This is a genomic window from Paenarthrobacter sp. NPDC091711, from assembly GCF_044756605.1.
In the GTDB taxonomy this organism is placed as follows: Bacteria; Actinomycetota; Actinomycetes; order Actinomycetales; family Micrococcaceae; genus Arthrobacter.
In genome coordinates this window covers 656,275-676,712 of sequence record NZ_JBIVTF010000001.1, presented here as the reverse complement: position 1 = coordinate 676,712, position 20,438 = coordinate 656,275, and the positions used below count along the sequence as shown (strand labels likewise).

At 60.7% G+C, this 20,438-nt stretch carries 18 protein-coding genes; 9 read left to right on the top strand and 9 right to left on the bottom strand.

Annotated elements, in window-relative coordinates; all coding sequences use genetic code 11:
- The first annotated feature begins 1 nt into the window (after position 1).
- From ACIQH5_RS03065 to ACIQH5_RS03050, 4 genes are all read left to right on the top strand, one after another.
- Complete coding sequence (locus ACIQH5_RS03065; RefSeq protein WP_400400161.1) at positions 2-1,105, top strand: Gfo/Idh/MocA family protein; 1,104 nt, start codon at positions 2-4, stop codon at positions 1,103-1,105.
- On the top strand, positions 1,102-2,037 hold the full coding sequence (locus tag ACIQH5_RS03060) for a PmoA family protein (RefSeq protein WP_400400159.1): 936 nt from the start codon (positions 1,102-1,104) through the stop codon (positions 2,035-2,037). Before ACIQH5_RS03065 ends, ACIQH5_RS03060 begins: the two co-directional genes overlap by 4 nt.
- Complete coding sequence (locus ACIQH5_RS03055) at positions 2,034-2,774, top strand: cupin domain-containing protein (protein WP_400400157.1); 741 nt, start codon at positions 2,034-2,036, stop codon at positions 2,772-2,774. The genes ACIQH5_RS03060 and ACIQH5_RS03055 overlap by 4 nt, the downstream gene beginning before the upstream one ends.
- Before the next feature lie 101 nt (positions 2,775-2,875).
- Complete coding sequence (locus ACIQH5_RS03050) at positions 2,876-3,895, top strand: LacI family DNA-binding transcriptional regulator (RefSeq protein WP_400400155.1); 1,020 nt, start codon at positions 2,876-2,878, stop codon at positions 3,893-3,895.
- A gap of 99 nt (positions 3,896-3,994) precedes the next feature.
- Here the strand turns inward: ACIQH5_RS03050 and ACIQH5_RS03045 are convergent, their stop codons facing one another.
- The 9 genes from ACIQH5_RS03045 to ACIQH5_RS03005 form a co-directional block, all read right to left on the bottom strand.
- Positions 3,995-5,305, bottom strand: coding sequence for an ABC transporter substrate-binding protein (locus ACIQH5_RS03045; protein WP_400400153.1), 1,311 nt, complete (start codon positions 5,303-5,305; stop codon positions 3,995-3,997).
- 50 nt (positions 5,306-5,355) lie between these two features.
- A complete protein-coding gene (locus ACIQH5_RS03040; protein WP_400400151.1) occupies positions 5,356-6,339 on the bottom strand; it encodes an ornithine cyclodeaminase family protein in 984 nt (327 codons plus the stop codon).
- Complete coding sequence (locus ACIQH5_RS03035; RefSeq protein WP_400400149.1) at positions 6,336-7,301, bottom strand: amidohydrolase family protein; 966 nt, start codon at positions 7,299-7,301, stop codon at positions 6,336-6,338. The genes ACIQH5_RS03040 and ACIQH5_RS03035 overlap by 4 nt, the downstream gene beginning before the upstream one ends.
- Before the next feature lie 436 nt (positions 7,302-7,737).
- Positions 7,738-8,040 (bottom strand): hypothetical protein, encoded by a 303-nt coding sequence (locus ACIQH5_RS03030; protein ID WP_091328102.1) that lies wholly within the window; start codon positions 8,038-8,040, stop codon positions 7,738-7,740.
- A 105-nt stretch (positions 8,041-8,145) separates the two neighbouring features.
- Positions 8,146-8,802, bottom strand: coding sequence for a TetR/AcrR family transcriptional regulator (locus ACIQH5_RS03025; RefSeq protein ID WP_091328100.1), 657 nt, complete (start codon positions 8,800-8,802; stop codon positions 8,146-8,148).
- Complete coding sequence (locus ACIQH5_RS03020; RefSeq protein WP_400400146.1) at positions 8,799-11,255, bottom strand: beta-glucosidase; 2,457 nt, start codon at positions 11,253-11,255, stop codon at positions 8,799-8,801. Before ACIQH5_RS03020 ends, ACIQH5_RS03025 begins: the two co-directional genes overlap by 4 nt.
- Entirely contained in the window at positions 11,252-12,385 is a 1,134-nt protein-coding gene (locus tag ACIQH5_RS03015) for an LLM class flavin-dependent oxidoreductase (RefSeq protein WP_400400144.1), read from the bottom strand. Before ACIQH5_RS03015 ends, ACIQH5_RS03020 begins: the two co-directional genes overlap by 4 nt.
- 26 nt (positions 12,386-12,411) lie before the next feature.
- Positions 12,412-13,410: a LysR family transcriptional regulator gene (locus tag ACIQH5_RS03010; RefSeq protein WP_400400142.1), complete on the bottom strand. Its 999-nt coding sequence runs from the start codon at positions 13,408-13,410 to the stop codon at positions 12,412-12,414.
- 79 nt (positions 13,411-13,489) lie between these two features.
- Positions 13,490-14,704: a flavin reductase gene (locus ACIQH5_RS03005; RefSeq protein WP_400400141.1), complete on the bottom strand. Its 1,215-nt coding sequence runs from the start codon at positions 14,702-14,704 to the stop codon at positions 13,490-13,492.
- A gap of 251 nt (positions 14,705-14,955) precedes the next feature.
- Here ACIQH5_RS03005 and ACIQH5_RS03000 point away from each other — a divergent pair, with 251 nt between their 5' ends.
- The 5 genes from ACIQH5_RS03000 (at position 14,956) to ACIQH5_RS02980 (ending at position 20,435) form a co-directional block, all read left to right on the top strand.
- Entirely contained in the window at positions 14,956-16,545 is a 1,590-nt protein-coding gene (locus ACIQH5_RS03000) for an MDR family MFS transporter (protein ID WP_091328094.1), read from the top strand.
- A 97-nt stretch (positions 16,546-16,642) separates the two neighbouring features.
- On the top strand, positions 16,643-17,131 hold the full coding sequence (locus tag ACIQH5_RS02995) for a PhzA/PhzB family protein (RefSeq protein WP_400400140.1): 489 nt from the start codon (positions 16,643-16,645) through the stop codon (positions 17,129-17,131).
- A 22-nt stretch (positions 17,132-17,153) separates the two neighbouring features.
- A complete protein-coding gene (locus ACIQH5_RS02990) occupies positions 17,154-17,792 on the top strand; it encodes a TetR family transcriptional regulator (RefSeq protein ID WP_400400139.1) in 639 nt (212 codons plus the stop codon).
- A 239-nt stretch (positions 17,793-18,031) separates the two neighbouring features.
- A complete protein-coding gene (locus tag ACIQH5_RS02985) occupies positions 18,032-19,441 on the top strand; it encodes an ABC transporter substrate-binding protein (RefSeq protein ID WP_400400137.1) in 1,410 nt (469 codons plus the stop codon).
- A gap of 34 nt (positions 19,442-19,475) precedes the next feature.
- Complete coding sequence (locus tag ACIQH5_RS02980; RefSeq protein WP_091328088.1) at positions 19,476-20,435, top strand: carbohydrate ABC transporter permease; 960 nt, start codon at positions 19,476-19,478, stop codon at positions 20,433-20,435.
- The last annotated feature ends 3 nt before the right edge of the window (positions 20,436-20,438 follow it).

Sequence of the window (20,438 nt, the reverse complement as noted above, 5' to 3'; positions counted from 1 at the left end):
CATGACTGACACCAAGAAGATCCGCGTCGCTTTTGTTGGCACCGGCGGGATCGCCAATTCCCACGCCGAAGCCCTGCAGCAACAACCAGGGATTGAACTGACCGTAGCCATTGACCTGGATGCAACCCGAGCTCAGGAATTTGCGGACAAGTGGGGCGTCACCCGTACCGCCGCCAGCCTTGCAGAAGCGGTCGACGGCGGAGGGTTGGATCTCGTTGCCATCTGCACGCCACCGTCCAGCCACTTTCCGCTGGCGCTTGAGGCGCTCAGCTACGGGTTGCACGCGGTGATCGAGAAGCCACCGGCGTTGTCCCTGAGCCAGATGCGCGAACTTGAGAAGGCAGAAGCTGCCTCTTCGGGAACCCTCAGCTGTGTGTTCCAGCACCGTTTCGGTTCGGGGGCACAACGGCTGCTCGAGCTCCAGGCTTCCGGCGCCTTGGGCAAGCCATTGGTAGGTACCTGCAATACCCTGTGGTTCAGGGACCAGCCTTATTTCGACGTTCCATGGCGAGGCCTGTGGGATGTCGAAGGTGGCGGACCCACCATGGGTCACGGCATCCATCAGTTCGATCTTCTCCTGCACCTGTGGGGGCCATGGGCCGAGGTCACGGCCTTCGCTGGAAAGCTGGCCCGCAGAACTGACACGGAAGATGCATCCGCCGCAGTGGTTCGATTCGAATCCGGGGCTATCGCGACCGTCATCAACTCCGTGATCTCACCACGCGAGACCTCCTACACGCGCCTGGATTTCGAGAACGCAACGGTGGAACTGGAGCACCTATACGGCTACAGCGACAACAACTGGACTCTCACGCCGGCGCCCGGGCGGGAGGACGTCGTCGAACTGTGGAATCACGGCGAAGACTTCCCCAGCGGTCATGCCGCGCAGTATCGAGCGATGATCCGGAGTATCCAGCACGGCATCCACCCGCCGGTCTCCATTACGGATGCCTACGCCACCATGGAATTGGCTGCGGCGATCTACGCCTCGAGTGTCAGCGGAAGCACCATTTCCCGCGGGCAGATCAATGAAAACAGCCCGTTCTTCACCCGTATGGACGGGCACCTGGAACCGTGGAAACAAGAGGAAGCACTGAACGCATGAACCACATCATCAGCTGGCGTGACGAAGAAAAATCGCTGACAGTGTCCCTGGGGGACCTGGAGATCGCCACCTACACCTATGACGCCAGTGACGAACAGCGGGAATCGCCCCGTCCGTTCTTCCACCCGCTGAGGACCACCGCAGGTGAGGTGGTCAGTGTCTACCGTCCATGGGACCATGTCTGGCACAAGGGTATCGCGTGGTCACTGCCGCACTTCGGGGACGACAACTTTTGGGGTGGCCCAAGCTATCGCAAAGAGACCGATTACACGTGGCTGCCAAACAACGGCCGCATGCGCCACGAACGCGTTCTCGAAGCCAGTGCTACGGGTAACGCCTTTCAGTTCTCGCATGAACTGAGCTGGTGGACCCAGCCCGGCGAACACGTTGTGGACGAAATCCGCACCATCCGCATCGAGGCAGAGTCTGCGGACAACGCCTGGACCCTCGTCTTTGAAACGGCCATGACCAACGTCTCCGGTCGCGACATCCAGATCGGTTCGCCCACCACGGAAGGCCGCGAAAATGCTGGCTACGGTGGTTTGTTCTGGCGTGGCCCCCGCGAATTCGCCGGCGGCCGGATCGAGGGACCGGGAGGCGCCAGCGGCGAAACCTTGCGCGGAACCCGGGGACCGTGGCTCGCCTTCGTTGGGCAGCATGATGACAGTTGCCGGCACTCCACAGTGCTGATCGCCGATGCCACGACCAACGCCCAACACCCTCCCGAGTGGTTCGCGAGGTCGGAACCTTTCGCTTGCTTTGGTCCGGCCCCGTTCTTCAGCCAGGAGGTGACATTCGTTGCCGGCAGCACCATGGTGAACCGTTACGCTGTGGTGATTGCCGACGGCGACTCCAACCAAGAGCGGCTGACCAGCCTTGCGTCGTTGGCATCTGAGACTCTGCAGTCGGAGCCCGCAAAGGTCGGAGCATGACGACGACCACGCTTTCGGCGGCTTTCCCGGGCGGCGTCGGATTGACCCGGTTGAAGGTGTACGAATGGGAAACAGCTGACGGTGTGTGTGGGGGATCCCCGCATATGCACACAGCCTCGACGGAGGCTTACTTCGTTCTGGCCGGGACCGGTCGGGTGGAAACCATCAGGTCCTCGGGCTACGAGTCCTACGACTTGGCTCCGAACGATCTGCTGTGGTTCAGCCCCGGCACCATTCATCGGCTGGTCAACGACGGCGATCTGGAGATTTTGGCGATCATGCAGAACGGTGGGCTGCCTGAAGCCGGGGATGCCGTGCTGACCTTTGACTCCGATGTTGTTGCCGACCCCGTCAGGTACGCGCGGGCTGCTTCGCTGACTGGGGGGTCGCCGTCGGACTCTCTCCAGGACGCAGCCCGCTTCAGGCGCGACGCGGCCTTGGCCGGATACCAGCGTTTGAAGGAAGCCGCCATTGCGGGGGAAGGGGAGTACCTTGCGAAGTTCCATCAGGACGCCGTCCGGCTTATCCAGTGGAGGGTACCGGAATGGAAGTCACTGTGGGAGGAGACGGTGGCCCCGGAGTCCCAGCGTACAGCTGACTGGTTGAAGGAACTTGCCCAAGGGCAGGCCAGCCATTTCGCCAATGCGACCGTCGCCAGATCAGAAGCCAACAGTCCGGGAACCATCTTTGGTATGTGCGGCACGCTGCAGAAGTGGGATAAGGGCCACGCACTCTAGCCCGCTGAACCGTCAGCGGAGCACGGCCGGTGGCGGGAGGGATAGGCTTGAGCCCGGTCCCTCCCGCAGAGCCGGGATCAAGATTGAAGGGAAGCCACGAGATGGTGCAGGAAGCAATCGGACGGGCAAAGGCCCCCACGATCTATGACGTCGCTGAATTGGCCGGTGTTTCACATCAGACAGTGTCGCGCTACCTCAAAAACAAGGACTCCCTGAAAGCCAACACCTCCGAACGCGTGGAAAAGGCACTTGCGCAGCTGAACTACTCACCGAACCTCGCAGCCAGGTCGCTGCGTTCGCGTGAACTTTACCGTGTAGTGGTGGTGGTACCGGAGGCGTCCTTGTACTTCCCGGCACGGATGCTGAGCGGTGCCGCTGGTGCGGCCCACGCTGCTGGCTATCGGGTGGACGTCGTGGCCATGGAAGGAACGGTGGAAGCCCGGGCCCTTCAGCTGAGGACCTTGCTCGCGGGTGAGGACATTGCCGGCATTCTGTCGTTCGTCCCACGGCCGAAGTCAGCCGCCATTGATTCCGCCGTTCCGCTCGTGGTGGCTGGAGAGTACGACAACAAGATGCGCGCCCGCGGCAGTCTTGCCGATGGCACGGCCGCCGGGAAGATCGTGGAACTCCTGGCCTCCTTGGGGCACCGGAACTTCTTCCATGTCGCCGGGCCTGCTGCGTGGCCTTCCGCGCGGAACCGTAAAGTCGCCTATGAGGAAGCGATCGCCGAACTTGGACTGACAACAGTGGGTGTAGCCGCAGGCGATTGGTCTCCCGGCTCCGGCTACGCGGCCGGAAAGAAGATCGCTGCTCTCCGCGAGGTCACTGCGGTTGTGGCGGCGAACGACCAGATGGCCATAGGAGTCATGCGCGCACTCCACGAGCACGGAATCGCGGTCCCTCGCGACGTCAGCGTCTTCGGGTGGGATGACATGGCGGAATCTTCGTTCCTGGTCCCGTCCCTTTCGAGTGTCCACATGGACCTCGAAGCGCTGGGTGCGCGGTCCATGCGTGAACTTGTCTCCAGAATCCGTGGGACGCACTCTGCCTCCGAAGCGTTGACCCTGGATCCGATGGAGCTGGTGATCCGTGAGTCGGTAGGGCCGGTCCGCTCTGGATAGTTCCCAGGACATGGCGCTGCTCTCGGCTTCAGGGAGGCTGCGAAGAGCCCGCAGCCTCCCTGACCATCATGTGTTCAGTTGTTTCTTTGTCGTGTGGCCCTACTCTCCGCGGTCGTACGCGTCATCCATGGCCTTCAGCACTTGCTCCGGCGTTGCCTGTCCAGTCAGGAGACCCTGGACTCCTGTGCCCAAAGCATCGAAGACGCCGCTGTTGGGCCACACCAGATTCGGCTGAGCGATAATCCTCGATTCATCCTTGAAATATGACTCCAGGGTTGGGAATTGAGCGGGGATGGAACCAGACAGTGCGGCCGTCATGGCTACGTTGCCGTTGAGCTTTGCCAGTTCATCCTGACTCGAGGGCTTGGCGAGAAACTCCAGGAACTTCAGCGCCGATGTCTTGTGTTTACCTGCAGCGTTCACGGCCAAGGCATTGACCGGCGTTGCCAGAAGCCTGCTGTCCCCTGCCTCGTTACCCGGAAAAATGCTGACGTCGAACTCTCCGGTGGTCACTTGGGCCCGAAGTGCGGCCACGGCGCCTGCAGGAGTAAAAGCCGCGGTTACTTTACCTTGGGCCACAGCCGGGAACAGTTGGTCCATGCCAGCACCGGCCACGCCGTCCTGATAACAGTCAGCGCTCTTGAGTTGGAGTATGCGCTCGAGGACAACTTGCCAGTCGGATCCAACGAACTTTGCTTCGCCTTTGTCCCGCTTGGCATCCCAGTCCGGGTCCTGGGCGTACACCGTCGAGGCCGCTATCTGCATGGCGTGCATACCATTGTTGGCGGCAGAGGCACCTGCCAGACCGTAAAGTGACTTGCCCGCGGCGCTGGCTAGTTTGCATTGGTCCAGAACTTCGCGGAAGGTCGTGGCCGGACCTACGCCCAGGTCCCTAAGAGCTCCGATATTCGTTATCTGTCCAAGCGGTGCGAGGTCCACAGGCATGGCGTACAGTTTATTGTCTTCAAAATAGAGACTGCGGGCCGAGTCCGGCACGGTGTCAGCAGCCCACTGTTGGCCGGTAAGTTCTTCAAGGTATCCGGCGTCCGCCAATGAGCCGAATGACTGGTTGATACCCCTCCCCGCGGTGACGTAGAAGATGTCCGGAGCATTACCGGCCTGAAGCTGCGTCCTGATGGTCTGACCGTGCTGATCGTTGGGGGTCTCCACCAACTTGATGGTGATGTTTGGGTTCTCTTGGGTAAACGCCGCCATGAGGGGTTCATAAGGGTTCGTGTCGCCGCCCGCGTAGGCGGGGGTGGCCAGCAATATCTCGACTGGCCCGGTTTCTTCGGTGGGCGTTGCCTCGGGCGTCCCGCTGCACGCACTCAGGAATAATGCCAGCAGAGTTACGGGTGCAAGGCGAACGAGACGCCGTTGCGCTCGGGAACTGGTGTGTCGGTTCTTCATGGGTGACCTTTCGTTCGGGGTCCTGGCAGGTGTGAGTTGGGAAATGCGTTTCATTTCAGGAGGTCTATTTCTGTTCCAAGTCCGGACTTTTTGGCCGCATCGATAAGGAGGCGGGCTGCAGCAAGATCCTGGAGGCCGGTTCCGAGGGAGTTGTACAGGGTAATTTCCGTATCGGATACGCGCCCAGGGTGATGGCCTGCCAAAACCTGGCCGATTTCTCTTCTGAAATGGGCGTGTGAAATTGCCCCCTCCTGGAGCGGAATCAGGACGTCACCTGACTCGGCCAAGGCTCCCGGCAGGCTGTCGACAAAGACCGATGAACGGGAGATTCCGGCGGTGTCGATCTCCCGATGATCGGCTCTCGGTGGAGCCCCGACGGCGTTGACATGCTGGCCTGCCCCGAACCATTCACCGCGAACTACGGGCGCCTTGGACGGCGTGAGAGTGCAAACAATGTCGCTTTCGCGCACGATTTCCTCGGGGCTCTCCTTGACGTTTACTTCGAACCCTCTTTCCCTGGCCACGCGGGCGAATCCGTGCCTCCGTTCGGCTGACCTGCTCCAAACCAGGATTTTTTGGATGGGCATCTCGGTTGACAAGGCATGCATGTGGGCTCGCGCAAGGGCGCCCGCTCCAACGAAGCCCACAACTGAGCTGTCTTTGCGTGCAAGCGCAGTTGTTGCCACAGCGGTGGCGGCGGCAGTCCTGAATCGGGTCAGACTTGGACCTGAGAGAACGGCTTCCGGCCTTCCGTCGCTGGCCGACACGGCCAGCACCGTAGACCGTTGCGTCGGCAGCCCGCGAGTGCTGTTGGACGGAATGTCTGCCAGCAGCTTCACCACTGCCAGGTTGTCCCGGTTGGAGGCCGCCATCATGGAGAGGAACATTGAGTCTTCGGTTGGGTGTGCTGCAGCCAAGGGAGCGGGTAAGGCGGCGATCCCCATTGCGTGGTCTATCTGGGCCTGCCGGACGGCATCGATGACGGCCGGCATGTCCAGCAGTTGTAGCACTTCGGAATCAGCAAGGACGATCATCGGATGCGCTCCGCTAACCTCGGAAACAGGGCCAGCGCGTTTCCAGAGGCTATCGCTTCGGCGTTATCCGGGCCCAGTTGGGCCGCCTGCTCGAAGACCTTGTCACGCTGGAGGTGCAGGACCGTCTTGGAGCACCAGGGTATGTCAGTGCCAAAGAGGATGCGGTCTGGCCGCTCAAGGTGCTGCAGCGGGCCGAGATTCAGGGTGGTGTCGTAGTAAAGGCCGTCGAGCTTCGCAATTTCACGGTCGAAGTCTGCGGGGTCGGTTTCGGTCGTCCAGAGATCGCCCTGGAGTGCGTACATGGCGATGCGCCATTTGATGTAGGGAACCATGCCCCCTGTGTGGGGAAGGATAAAGCGAATGTTTGGGTAACGCTCGAAGGCGTTTGCAGCTGCCATCTTGGTGGCGAACCTGGTGGTGTCAAAAGTACCTTCGAGCAGTGCTGGCGGCAGGTCCGCCACTTTCTCTTTCACCAGAATGGGGTGTACGAACACCACTGCCCGACGTTTGTTGAGCTCGTCAAGCAGTTCTTCATAGTGCGGGTCGCTCAAGTAGGCACCGTCGTAACTGGAAAGAATGCAAATTCCCTCCAGTTCCAACTCGTCCAGGGCCCGGACGGCCTCCGCAGTTGCGTCATCTGGAGAAAGCATGGGAAGCGAAGCGAAGGCACCAAAGCGGCTGGGGTTCTTCGAGACGAGTAGGGTCAGTTCTTCGTTCATTGCGCGAATAAGGGCAGGCCGTTCACTTGGGGGCAGAAAACCAAGGTCTGACGGCAACGACAGGAGAGAGGCAGTCGTGCCGATCTCGTCCATCCGGTCCACAGCAATCTCGGGAGACCATTTGGGGAGCCAATCGGGAACGGTCAAGCCGAGCTCTTCTTGTTTGTTTGTCACTACCTGAAGGGTTGCGTGATGATGCACATCGATGAGAGTGCTGAGGGGTGGGGCCTCGCAATGGGTCATGCCATTCCTTTCGTCAGTAGCCATACCGCTGAATTCGGCAAGATGGCTATCTGGTATACAAAATGGCATGTTGTGACGCTGATAACAAGATATGGAGCCAAAATATCGGCCTGTATAAGTATCTTGAATACCAAAGGCGTTTTCCGCCAACTGGGGGAGACGTGAAACGCCCGAATTAGCGGCCCCGGAAGTCCGTCTATAGACAACAAAAGGCGCCCGCGAATGCGGACGCCTTGTGGCAGGCTTCGATCAGCCGCTCCACGGCTGGTCGCGCTGCAATACGAACGTGGCTACACGTCCAATGGACTGGACTGTCAGGAGAAAAGTCGGGTGCGAATCCTCGGGTCCTCCATTCTCCGGCGTACCGTCGCCAGAAGCCCGTCCTTCGTGTCGGATAGGGAGGCGCTGCCAGGTTGCCTCGTCCACGGTGACCCTGTCAGTAAGCCTCAATGTGGGCACGAACATGGCTGCCGTCGTCGCTCAGCCAACCCTTGCCGGCCGCATAGACCAGCATGTTGGCGAAGCGGTAGTTCCACCCCATACCGATCCGGCCTGCACACTCGCTGCGGATCCAATCGACAGACACCAGAACGTCACCGTCGTCGAGTTGGCCGGCGGAGGTCGTCTTTAGCAGAGTGGGGAGGTTATCCCTCGCCGCCTCGGACAACAGCACCTTGAAGCTGGTGCAATCGTCGGGCTCGTCCAGGGCTACGGATCCGGGGCTGACACGAACGTGCATGGCGGACTCCTTTCAATCGGCAGTGAGTTTGTGCTTATTTCCACTATGCCGAGAGGCGGGAAGTGTCAGGAAGACGAGCTTTTGCATAGCCGGTATTGCTGAGAGTTATGCCGTGTCGATCGGGTCCTGCAAACTGGCCATCAGGTAGGAAGTCACCATGCCGGCGAGCTTTTCCGAAATCTCCGGCCACTCCAGCTTGCCGCTTCCTTCCATGGTGCTCCCAAGGCCGAGCCTTCGGGCGACCACGCTGTAAGCGACGTTAAAGCACCAGTCAATCTCATCCTGGCCGAGGTAACCGCCAGGCCACTGGCGCAGCACGGTTGCGAAGTTTCCCGCAAGTACTGCGTGTGATGCCGCACCTCGTTGCGAGATGGTTTCATCGTTGGTCGCCCTGAGCATGAAGGGGCGAAGAATATCGGCGTACCGCCTGAGTACTTCAATGGTCTTGTCCATGGCCTCACGGACGATTGCCTGCAATCCATCCTCCGGATGGGACGGGAGCGACTCGAACAAATGGCTGGAAACGGCATCGATGTCGTCCATTTTCCGGCCGTGGGCGACGCTGACGAGGTCGTCCTTGCCTTCGAACCGCGCGTAGATGGATCCGATGGAGACACCTGAGCGGGCGCTGACGTCCGCCAGCGTGAATTCATCGTTGCCCCGCTCTTCAAGCAGGGCCAGGGCCGCCTCGATCGTCTTTTCAAACGACTGGCGGCTCCTGGCCTGCTTGGGTTCGCGGGACTTTGTCTCCGGAAGGGTCACAACGCGATCCTACAGAGGATTCCCACGTCGGAGGCATTCCGTGCCACACGAATCTCCCATTCTCCTGACGGGATGGCCCATACCGCATTCGATGAATCCCAGCGCCTGAACCCGAGTGGGTCCAAGGCGATCTGTGCCTCGGCTGTTTCGCCTGGGGCTATATCGACGGCCTTGAAGCCAACCAACCTGAAGTCCGCCTCGCCGGGCGCCTTGGCATAGGCCTGCAGGACATCACGGCCTTGCGAGTCGCCTGTATTGCTGACGGTCGCCCGAACGATGATCCCGTCGACGCCGTTGGCAGGGTCCTGCCTAGTCGGGCTAGTGGGCGTTACGGCGTCCACCAGCTCAAAGGTGGTGTAGCCAAGCCCGTACCCGAAGGAGTAGCGGGATTGACGCCCTGATCCTTCGAAGTGCCGGTATCCCATGGGTTCGCCGGCGGCATAGTTCAGCGTGAGCTGAGCATCCAGCCCGGTGCCCCATCCGGGGATGTCTTCATCGCGCCAGGGGAAGGATACCGGGAGGCGTCCGGAAGGAGCCTCCTTGCCAGCCAAGACAGCAGCCAGCGCCGGGCCGAACTCCTGCCCTGGGAACCAGGCCATCAGGACGGCCTTTACGTTGTCGGCCCACGGCAGCAAAACTGCCCGCGACGCGTTGACCACCACAACAGTTTCCGTCGCCACCTCGGCCACTGCCGCAACCAGCCGGTCGCTGGCCGTGTCCAGTGCCGCCGTCGTGCGGTCAGCGCTTTCGCGTGATGACCCTTGCTGGTCACCGATGACGACTACTACAGCGTCGGCACGGGCCGCGAGGTCCACCGCTGCAGCCAGCGGGTCGGTCACCTCTTCCGGTGTTGCCACTGCAGTGATGGCCTGCACGCGCCCAGGCTGGAAGGCCATTTCGACGACGACCTCAACTTTGCCCTGAGGCATTTCGAGGGCAATCTCTTGGGTTTCCGCCCGCGCCACCACACCCATGACGTCGTCAGGCGCGGGCGGAGGAACCTCCAGCACCTCCGTCCCATCAACTCGAAGGGAACTGACGCCTGTCCCACCCGCACCCAGGGTCCATCGGGTGGCGTTTGGAAAGGTGAAGTTGGCTGTGATGCGGGCACGGCCGGGAACGCCGGCTCCCAGTCCTGGAACCGGACCGAACCAGACGAACGCGGATGCTTGGCGCACCTCGCTGTAGAGGACGTCTTCAGCCTCACCGGCCGGAAGGACTTCCAGTAGAACGCCCGGAGTTCCGTCTGGTGCTGTGCTGCCAAGATCGGTCAGGGACAGAGCCGACGATGGTGCGGCACCGGGCTCATAGAGAACCTCAATGCCGGGTCCAACGGCTGCGCGGATAGCTTCCAGCGGAGAGACCACGTCGCCCTCCGGGCGGACCGTCGCAAACGTTCCTCCCTGGAAGCACGGTTTGCTCGCGTTGGGCCCCACGACGGCCAGCGTCCTGATACCCGAGAGATCCAACGGCAGGACATCGTCCTTGTTCTTGAGCAGAACAAATGACCGGGAAGCAGCCTTGTTCAGGATCGCCCGTTGCTCATGTTGGCTACGAAGGCGGGACGGTGCCGGTGGGGTACCGCCAGAGCGGCGTCCCGTCCTGTCCGCGAGCCGCGTGAGACGTTCGACGGCGTCACTCAGGCGCGGTTGCGCAACGTCACCGGCGGCGACGGCTTCACCGAAACGAGCGCCAAAATGAGTGGCCGGTCCGGGCATCTCCAGATCCAACCCTGCGTTTGCAGCAGCGACGGTGTCGTCCACGCCATACCAGTCGGACACTACAACGCCGTCGTACTTCCATTCATCCTTCAAGACGCCAATCAGCTCGGCGTTCTGGGAGCAGTGGGTGCCATTGACGCGGTTGTAGGCCATCATGAGCATCCAAGGATTGGCCGATCGGACGGCAGTTTCGAATGGCCGCAAGTACGTTTCGCGCAACGTTGCCGGCTCCACACGGGAGTTCATCCGGCGTCGTTCGGTCTCTGTGTCATTAGCGACGACGTGCTTGGTGCAGGAACCAACACCTTGCGACTGCACACCGTCAACCCAGGCCGCACCAAGAATGCCGGTGAGCAAAGGATCTTCCGAGAACATCTCAAATCCACGGCCCGTGAGTGGCGAGCGAGGCATATTAAGGTTGGGTCCGAGGATGGCCGACACGCCACGTTCCACGCCCTGCTGACCGATGACCTGGCCTACATCCGACACCAGTTCCGGGTCCCAGGTGGCGCCCAAGGCGGTTCCGGAGGGCATGATTAGTGAGGTGTCACGTTCGTCCATGGCCTTGCTAACGATCCCCAGGGGACCGTCCAGCAGGACCATTTCCTCAACTCCCATGGCCGCACTTGCGGACGTGCTCCAACCGTTCAGGCCGCCGGTGAGTTCTGCGCCAGTGAGGTTCGGGGCAGCGTTGCTTGCTTCTTGTTCACTAGTGGTAGCACCCGCCGTCACAGCGCAGCGACCTTCTCGGCATCAGCAGAGTCTGCGGCCGGCAGGAGCGGCAAAACGCGCTCGGAGAACAGACGCATGGTTTGGGCAGTGAAGCGTCGGCGTTCTTCGGTGAGCGGGCCGCCCATGACTGCCATGAGGACATTGCCAATGCCAAGATCAGCGTATTTCTGAAGTTCTGCCGCAACGGTCTCCGGGCTGCCGTAGAGGCACCAGGTTCCCTTGTAGCCGTCCGTCCGCGCATCCGGTGTGGGGCGCAAGTCTACGCCGCTGATTTCTTCGGCTGCTTTGTTGGCGGCGTGTTCGCGCTCTACAGTCTCCTGGTACTGCTCGAGGATGATGTCCATTTCAGCGGCAGCCTGCTCATCCGTTTCTGCAATGTGCACGTGCTGGAAAGAATGGGTGGTCCACTCCAGCGCGGCTTTGACGGCTTCATCCGAGTGGCCGGCTGCCTCAAGGGCATTGCGGTAGATGCTGAAGTTTTTCTTGACTTCCTCATAAGCGTTTCCGCTGTCGATCACTGGTGGTGTGAAGGCGAGGATGAAGGCCGGCTGGGCGTTCTTGGCGGCGCGCTCGACGCTGGAGGGGCGCGCAGCGACAGACATGACGCGCGGTTCAGGCTTGGTGTACGGGGTGGGGACGATCCTTGAGACGACTGCGCCGCGGTAATGGCCGTTATCGAAGACAACGGGATCGTCACCAGGTTTCTTGGCCCACAGTCGCTCGGCGATCTCAAGGTTTTCGTTGGCCAGGCGTGAGCTGTCCTGGTAGTTCACGCCGAAGCCGATCATTTCTTCGGGCGTCGTTCCACTGCCCACGCCCACCAAGAGTTTGCCGTCAGTCAACTGATCCAGCAGTGCCAGGCGTTCGGCGAAACGGACCGGGTGGTGGAGCGCAAGGGTCTGTACGGAGAATCCGAAGTGCATTCGTTCCAGCTTGCCAGCGAGGTAGGCCGCGAACACGAAGGGGTCGCTGGCGGGGGGAGCGTAGCCGGTGAAGTGGTGGTCGGGGAGGAAGACCGCGTCGAATCCCTTCTGTTCGGCATCGACTGCATGCTCCACCATGGCCTGCATGACGGGGCGGTCTTCCTCGGGGCCGCGGGAACGGGAGGTGAGGAACAAAGAGAAATGCATGGAAACTCCTGAAATGTTTTGTTGTGTCAGGCGAGAACGTGTTGAGCCGTCTGCGGCTCCACGTGGTGCTCTGCCTCGGGATTTTCTGTAGATCTGGGGACAGTAGGGTCAGTCGGTGAGGAGTCGAGCTGGGCTGCGGCGCGCGCCACCAATCGTCGGAACCACTGATGCCCGGGGTCTGCGGTTTTTGAAGGATGCCACCAGGCGCACTCCACCAAACTGGGAAGGCTGATGGGAAGCTGCATGATCCTGACTCCGGCCACGGACGCCAGCATTCGTGCAAGCCTCTCCTGGACGAGGGCCAGACGTGCCGTTCCCGCCACCGCGAAAGGCAACATCAGGAAGCTGTCCACAATGATGTCCGTCTTCTCGCCCAGTTGGAGGTCGTACACCCTGCGATCGGCCAGTGTCGAATCCACTTCGGCGCCGAAAAGCCTGGCCCAGCGTGCGTCCCTCATTTCCTCGACTGTCAGTGTTCTTGCCTGTGACGTGGCTCCTGTCACGCATACCCAGTTATCGGTAAACAGTTCCATATGGGGGAAGCCGGAAAAATGACCCTTGGGGATGAGCATGAGATCGGCGGACTGGAGCGTCTCCTTGATGCGTTCCACTGCCTGAGGTGTGACGGCATCAAAGTGAACCTGCACACCCGGCGCCTCCTCTTGGAGCATGGTCATCAGTTTTCCGGAGAGGGCGGTGAGGCAGTAGTCCGAGGTAACGATCCGGAAACTGCGGGTCGACAACGCAGGGTCAAAGACCGCCTGAGCATCAAAGGTCCGTTCCACCATGCGCAGGATCTGCGCGACGTCTTCCTTGAGGACCTGCGCCAAGGGCGTGAGTTCGTAAGACGATCCAACGCGCGTCAGCAGCTGGTCATCGAACTGCCTGCGAAGGCGCTGCAAGGACGAGCTCATGGCCGGCTGGCTGATTCCGATCCTTGCACCAGCTCGCGTGACATTGCGTTCTACGAGCAGGGCGTCCAAAGCAACCAGGAGGTTGAGGTCCGCAGTCAGTAGGTTGACCATGTGATTCTCCAAATTCGAATTAGAATACTGATACTAATTATGAGAGCCGTCACAGCCCGGGTCAATAGCCAGCGCGGACCTAAGCTGCGGGGCTCGGGGGAGTACCTCCGATCGCCGCGGAGATTGCCTTGGCTGAGGTAAGAAGCCTGTCGCGGCACTCCTCCAGACGTGCCGGGGAGTCGTTTCCGGAGAATCCGTTGAGTGTAAGCGTCACAGCTACCTGTCCTTCTGAATCGAAGACCGGGGCGTGTAGGGATGTTACTCCTGCAGGATCGTCCAAGGATGCGGGGCCGGATGATGCAGCCCGCTCGATGAGGAGAGGCAGAACGCCGCTGAGATCCGGCGCTGCCGTATCGCTCGGGATGTGGACGATTCGCTCAAACTCAGCTGCTGCGCCCACGTCTACGGAAATTGCGTAACCTGCGGATCGGACCTGCTGCAGTTCTGCATGGGCAAGTGTGGCGTCGACGTCGCCTACGACCTCGCGGGCGTTGTCGATCCACCGCTTCTCGGCAGCCTCGCCGGCCCATGCAACATGAAGCGGTGCCAGCGGGGCGGCAAGGCCGAAGGACACACCGACACGGGACGGCGAACCGCCGGGCGAGCTGTCCACGCCGGCCGCGGTAAGTACTACGACGGAGTCGTCGACGACGCCACTCACCAGGACTTCGAGCTTCAACGTTTTCGCGAGGCTCTCAATCTCCGGTCGTGCTGCGTCGGCTGCTTTAACGTGGCGTGTCAGCGCGGTTGCCGGGGAAACGATGGACGGAATGGAGAAGGACCCATAGCCTCCGCGGAGGAAGAGCAGAGGCAGTTCCTTGGATGAACCCACTCCCAGGGCCTTGACGCGGCCGATGACGATGTCGTGATCGCCCGAGCGGATGACGTCTTCAATGTCGCAGTCAACCCAGGCGGCCGCCCCCTCAAGCCTCGGGCTGCCAGACGGGGTGTCTCCCCACCGGTTGGCGCTGAAGCGGTCCTCGGCTTTGCGCGAAAAAGCCCGGCAGACATCCTGCTGCCCGGCGGTCAGAATGTTGGCACAGAACGAACCGGCCTCGCGGATCTTGGGCCAGCTCGTCGAGCGGACATCGGGCATGAACGCCACCAGCGGTGGATCCAGTGAGACGGAACTGAAAGTCCCCACCACCATTCCGGCAGGGTCACCGTCACCGGGTGCGGCCGTAATCAGGGTGACGCCTGTGGGGTATTGGCCGAGGACGTAGCGGAACCAGGCAGCGTTTTCGGGGCTGGTTTCGTGCGTTTCGGCGGTAGAAGCGCGGATGCTCTGGGTCATCGTTTTTGCTCTCCTCTTCGTTGAGATTTCCTCCAGTAAACGCGGGGGAGACGCGGGTGTGGAAATAGTTCCAAAATATGTGCGCTATCGCGAATTCCGATGCTCCATGCCTGGGCGCCGAAGCGGAGGCCGATGATAGGTTCGTTGGGATACCGGGGCTTCATGGCCCGTCGGTCGGGGTGAACGTTCCTCCGGACGCGCATCTGGCCGGTATCGAGTCAATGTGTTGACTCTCCCAGAACGAGGTTGCGGTGCGCCGTCCAAACTTGTCCCCACTCACCAATTCGGATCCTGCTCAGGGTGAGCCTCGCATCGACGGATATTCGGCGGCTGGTCCGTCCGTGGAGACGCCCGAGCCTGGTCATCAGGGGCCGAAAGTCCGGGTTGGCCCCATCTATACGGCACTGCTGATCATCGTCCTGCTGGGCGCCCTGGACCATACGATTGTCGCCACTGCACTGCCCACCGTGGTGGGTGAACTGGATGGCGCGCGCCATATGGCCTGGATCATCACGGCGTACACGCTGGCGATGACAATAGGCATGCCCGTCTACGGGCGCCTGGGGGACCGCTTCGGCCGTCCCGTACTTCTCATGGTCGCCCTCACGATTTTCCTCGGGTCATCCGTGTTGTGCGGCTTCGCGCAGGACATGATTCAACTCTCACTATTCCGTGGCATGCAGGGGCTTGGCGGCGCGGGGCTGGCTGTGCTGCCGCCGGCAATTATCGCGGACCTTGTTCCGCCCCGTCAGCGGGCAAAGTATCTTGGGCCGCTCGGATCTGTTTTTGGTGTAGCTACAGTCATCAGCCCCTTGGTGGGTGGCGCCATTACTGACACCGTCGGCTGGAGATGGGTGTTCTGGATCAACATCCCAGTTGGCTTGCTGGCCTTGGCCATGGCGTTTTCGCTCCGCCGTCTCAAATCCAACCGCGGTGCCGGGGGTGTGGATTGGGCCGGCACCCTGCTCATGGTGATCTTCACGTGTTCCTTGGTGGCGATGATCTCGCTATCCACCGAATCGGGGACTCCGGCTGGGGTTCTTTTGGGGCTCGGTGGGCTGACTGCTGTCTCGGGGGTGCTGTTCGTGGTCGTCGAGATTCGATGTGAGCACGCCTTGATCCCCATGGGGATGTTCCGGAGCTGGCCTGTGGTTAATGCGGCCGGTTTGGGCTTGGTTATCGGAGCCGGCTTGTTCAGTGTGGTGGCGTACCTGCCCAGCTATGTGCAGATGGTTTACTCCACGTCAGCGTCCGTTGCAGGGATGATTCTGCTGCCCATGGTCCTGGGAATGATGGTGTCCACCAACCTCACGGGTTGGATTGTAAGCCGCACCGGGAGGTACAAGATTTTCCCCCTGGCCGGTTCGGCCCTTGCTGCGGCGGTGGCCATCTGCCTTAGGTTCCTTCAGCCCGGTACGCCGCTTCCGGTCGTCGGCATACTGCTCGCACTCATGGGGTTGGCGGTGGGGAGCTTCATGCAAATCACCGTGGTGGCAGCGCAAAATGCGATGCCGCATTCGGTGGTGGGAAGCGTGACAGCTTCTCTTGGTTACCTTCGCGAACTAGGCGTTACGGTAGGTACCGCTGTCTTCGGTGGGCTGTTCGCGACGATGCTCGCGCAGGGTTCGGCTAACAACAAGCTTGGTCTGCCGCCGTCGATGATCACCGATCCACAGGCCGTCCAACAGCTCCCGCCGGCGCTCCAATCCGGAGTTGCCACCATCTACACAGATGCGTTCCTTCCGATCTTCGGCCTTCTGGCGTGCATCTTCGCCGTGGGGGTGCTGCTGTCCATCTTCATGCCCGAGCAACGCTTGGCGGACCGGAAGGACACTGCATAGAGGGGGCTCTTGACGATCAGGTCACCCGCGGCTAACTTAACCATAATCATAATTACGATTATGATTATTGATTCATACAGCTCAAGGAGAAGCCGGCATGGCCCACAGCAGCATCAAGGAAGTAAACCGACGGACAGTGGAGCGATTCTTCGTTACCTCAGGACTTGAGAGGGCTGCCCTCTTCGCCGTGGATGGGCGCAAGGAGCTTCCCTGGACCTCGATGGGGCATCCCATCGACATGGAGGGAATCAGGGAGATCAGCTACAACTTCACGCGCAACCGCCAAATCTTCACGGACTGGAAGTGGAGCGGCGTGGAAGTTTTCGACACGCAGTACGACGACCGGTTCTGGGCGGAGTGCGACGGTAGGGGTGTCATCCGCATAGATGGTCATGAACCTGTCAACGCGGCGAACCACTACGTCATGGCTTTTCGCTTAGAGGATGGAAAGATCAAGGAGTTCCGCGAATTCTGTGATCCCACACAGCCGTCACGCAATGATGCTGGCGATCCCGTTCCCACGCCGCCGCTGGGAGACTGGAAGCCCCCGGCTGAGTGGCAGACACCGGCGGAACTCTTGAACTAGGTCATACGAAACAGGGAGTCTCATGGGCGTCGTCGGAGCGGGCAGGAAAATTCCGCAGCAAGAACGCAGCAGGCAGTCCGAAGCCAAGCTGCTGGATGCTGCAGAGGAGGCCTTGTCCGCCCGCGGCGCGAGTGACTTCAGCTTGGCAGAGGTGGCATCCCGTGCGGGAGTTACAACAGGCACCATCTACTCCAGGTTCAAAGGCAAGAGCGAACTCGTCCATGCGGTCCATGAAAGAGTAATGGATCGCATGGACGCCCATGCCGCCGAGCTCTTCGGTGCGTCCGAGGATGCCACTCCACCCGAGAGGTTCGTAGGCGACGTCGTGTCCCGGCTCGCCGCCGTACTGGAAGCAGAGGCGGCCGTCCTTAGGGCCTTGATGTTCCATGCAGTCGGGGACAGGTCCATCTCGGAACGGGGTGCGGCGTCCCATTCCAAGCTGGGCGCTTTCTTCGACGACGCCCTGCGGCGGCTCAGCGCTGCGCTTCCTGAAGCGTCCGAGCGCAAGCGATATTGGGCCTTCACCTTTTCCTACGACGTCCTTGCCCGTCATCTGGGGCTGGGGCATTCATCTCCACGCACCGAGCAGGACGACTGGGATGAAATGCTCCATAATCTTTCCGGCATGGTCGCGGCGTACCTGTTAGCGGATCTCGTCTAGGCGTCTCCACGACCAGCGTCGTCGAAGGTGATGTCCCTCGGACCCTCACCACTGTGACGGTCTTCGAAATAGTCCTGGACACCGCCGGGTCCTTCCGCGCGACATCTGAATTGTGCCTCAAACGCGTGCAAATACCCATGGGGGAAAACAGCCATGCGGAGAGAAGATGGTGAGCATAGACGATAACTATTTCCATGGCCGCAGTTTCCTGACCTACCTTGAATGACAGGAGCCAGCTTGTGATCCAGGAAACACAAACTGACGCAAGGCTCGAATCCACTGATCGCTACGGCGAACAGGACAACGACGTCATGAAAGGCCACACCATGAAGAAAGTAACAAGCCCCGCAGGCCGGAGGTTCCTCTCCGTCGCGGCGGTAGCGTCTGTGACCGCATTGGCTTTGAGCGCTTGCGGCGGCGGAGACGCCAGCAGCAGCGAACCCATCGCGGAGGAAACGGGTCCAGTAGAGATCAGTCTCGCAACTCCCGCCTTCACAGGTGGCGGCGCGGGAAACCCCTACTTGGCTTTGATCGACGCGTTCAAAGCAAAGAACCCCAACATCACCGTCAAATTGGTGGAATCGCCTAACGATCAGCACGGGCAGACGATGCGTACGCAACTGCAAGCCGGCAACGCACCCGACATCTTCTATGTCACGGCAGGCAGGGGCAACAACCAGTCGTTCGCGTCATTGGCAGAGGCCGGCTACCTGCAGGACCTCACCGATCAAAAGTGGGCAGCAGATGCGATTCCTGCATCGGCAAAGAACTTGTACTACGACGAAGACAAGATCTTCGCGGTTCCTGCCGACCTTGCTCCCATCACGCAGTTGCAGAACTCCGCGGTCTTGAAAGAGCTTGGCCTTAAACAGGCAACCACCTTGGACGAAGTCATAGCCCAGTGCAAGACGGCACGGGCGGCCGGTAAGTCGTTCTTCGCAGTCGCAGGTACTTCCGGTGCCAACACGGGTCTCCAGGCAATGCAGCTTGCTGCTTCATTTGTCTACGCCAAGGATCCCCAGTGGGATGCAAAGCGCGCCAAGAAGGAAACCACGTTCGCTGACTCTGACTGGAAGAAGGTGCTGGAACAGATCGTGAAGTTCAAGGACGCCGGCTGCTACCAGGATGGCGCCGCAGGTGCCGGGTTCGATCAGCTGTTCCCGTCCGTCGCCCAAGGCAAGGTGGCAGCTGTATTCGCTCCGGCCGGTGCAGTCGCTGCCCTTCGTGGCCAGGTCAAGGATGGATCCTTCGACGTATCAGTCATCCCCGGCGAGAAAGCCGAGGACACCAGACTGATCGCGAGCCCGGGCAACGCCCTGGCCGTCAACGCTGCAGGCAAGCACAAGGGCTCCACCCTCAAGTTCCTTGAGTTCCTCGCCCAGCCGGCCAACCAGGATGCCCTGGCGAAAGCCAACGGAAACGTTTCGATCACTGCCGCAGTCTCGGGGACGGTGCCTGCGCAGTTCCCACTGCTTGAGCCCTTCTTCTCCGAACCTGAGAAGAAGATCGTTACGCAGCCCAACTACCTCTGGCCGAACAGCGGTGTTTACGACTCACTTGGCACTGGCATCCAAGGACTTCTCACCGGTCAGGCTACTCCTGACCAGGTTCTGAAGACCATGGACGAGCAGTACGACCGCGGCGCCTAGTCACCGGCGACCAACCCGATTGGAAGAACATCCCATGACCGCACAACTTGAGCAGAAAGCGGAGGGCGCCCGGGTCACCGGGCGCCAGCCCCGCTCCAGCAAGCAGAACGGCCGCAAAGATCACCGCGGCACAGAGCGTCGGTTCGCCACGTGGTGGTGGTTCACCCCCGCACTCCTGGCCCTGGTGCTCATCCACTACGCCCCCAGCGCCATTGGGGCATTCTTCGCCTTTACCAACTGGAAAGGCTTGGGAAAGTGGCAGTTTGTCGGCTGGGACAACTTCGCGGCAATTGCCGAGGGTGGCCCGACCACCACAGCATTGATCAACACCTTCATCATCGGCATTTCATTCGTGGTTCTGACAAACGTCCTCGGTTTGCTACTGGCTCTCGGCCTTAACCGGACCGTGAAATCACGCAATGTCATTCGTACGCTGATTTTCGCTCCGGTGGTGCTCAGTTCGTTGGCGACCTCCTACATTTGGAAGTTCATCTTCGAACAAGACGGCCCACTCAACGAATTCCTTGCCTCGATCGGACTGGAGTCTTTGCAGCGGACGTGGCTGGGCGACCCGTCAACCGTCCTTCCAGCGATCATCATTGTCATGGTTTGGCAGAACGTCGGCTTGGTCATGGTCATGTACCTGGCCGGACTGGCAACCGTTTCTCCGGAGCTCGAAGAGGCGGCGTCCCTTGACGGGGCAAGCTTGTGGCAAAGGTTCAACTATGTGGTCCTCCCGGCCATCATGCCCTCTGTGGTGATCGCTATGACACTCATGCTGATCAACGGTCTGCGTGTCTTCGACCAGATACAAGCACTGACGGGCGGCGGGCCCTATGGCGCGTCCGAGACTCTCGCGGTGACCATCTATAAGGAGACCTTTGTGATGGGCCGATTCGGATTCGGTGCCGCACTTGCTTTGGTCATGTCCGTGATCATCATCATCCTCACGGTGGCCCAGCGCCTCCTCCTCCGTACGAATTCCAAAGGTTAGCCA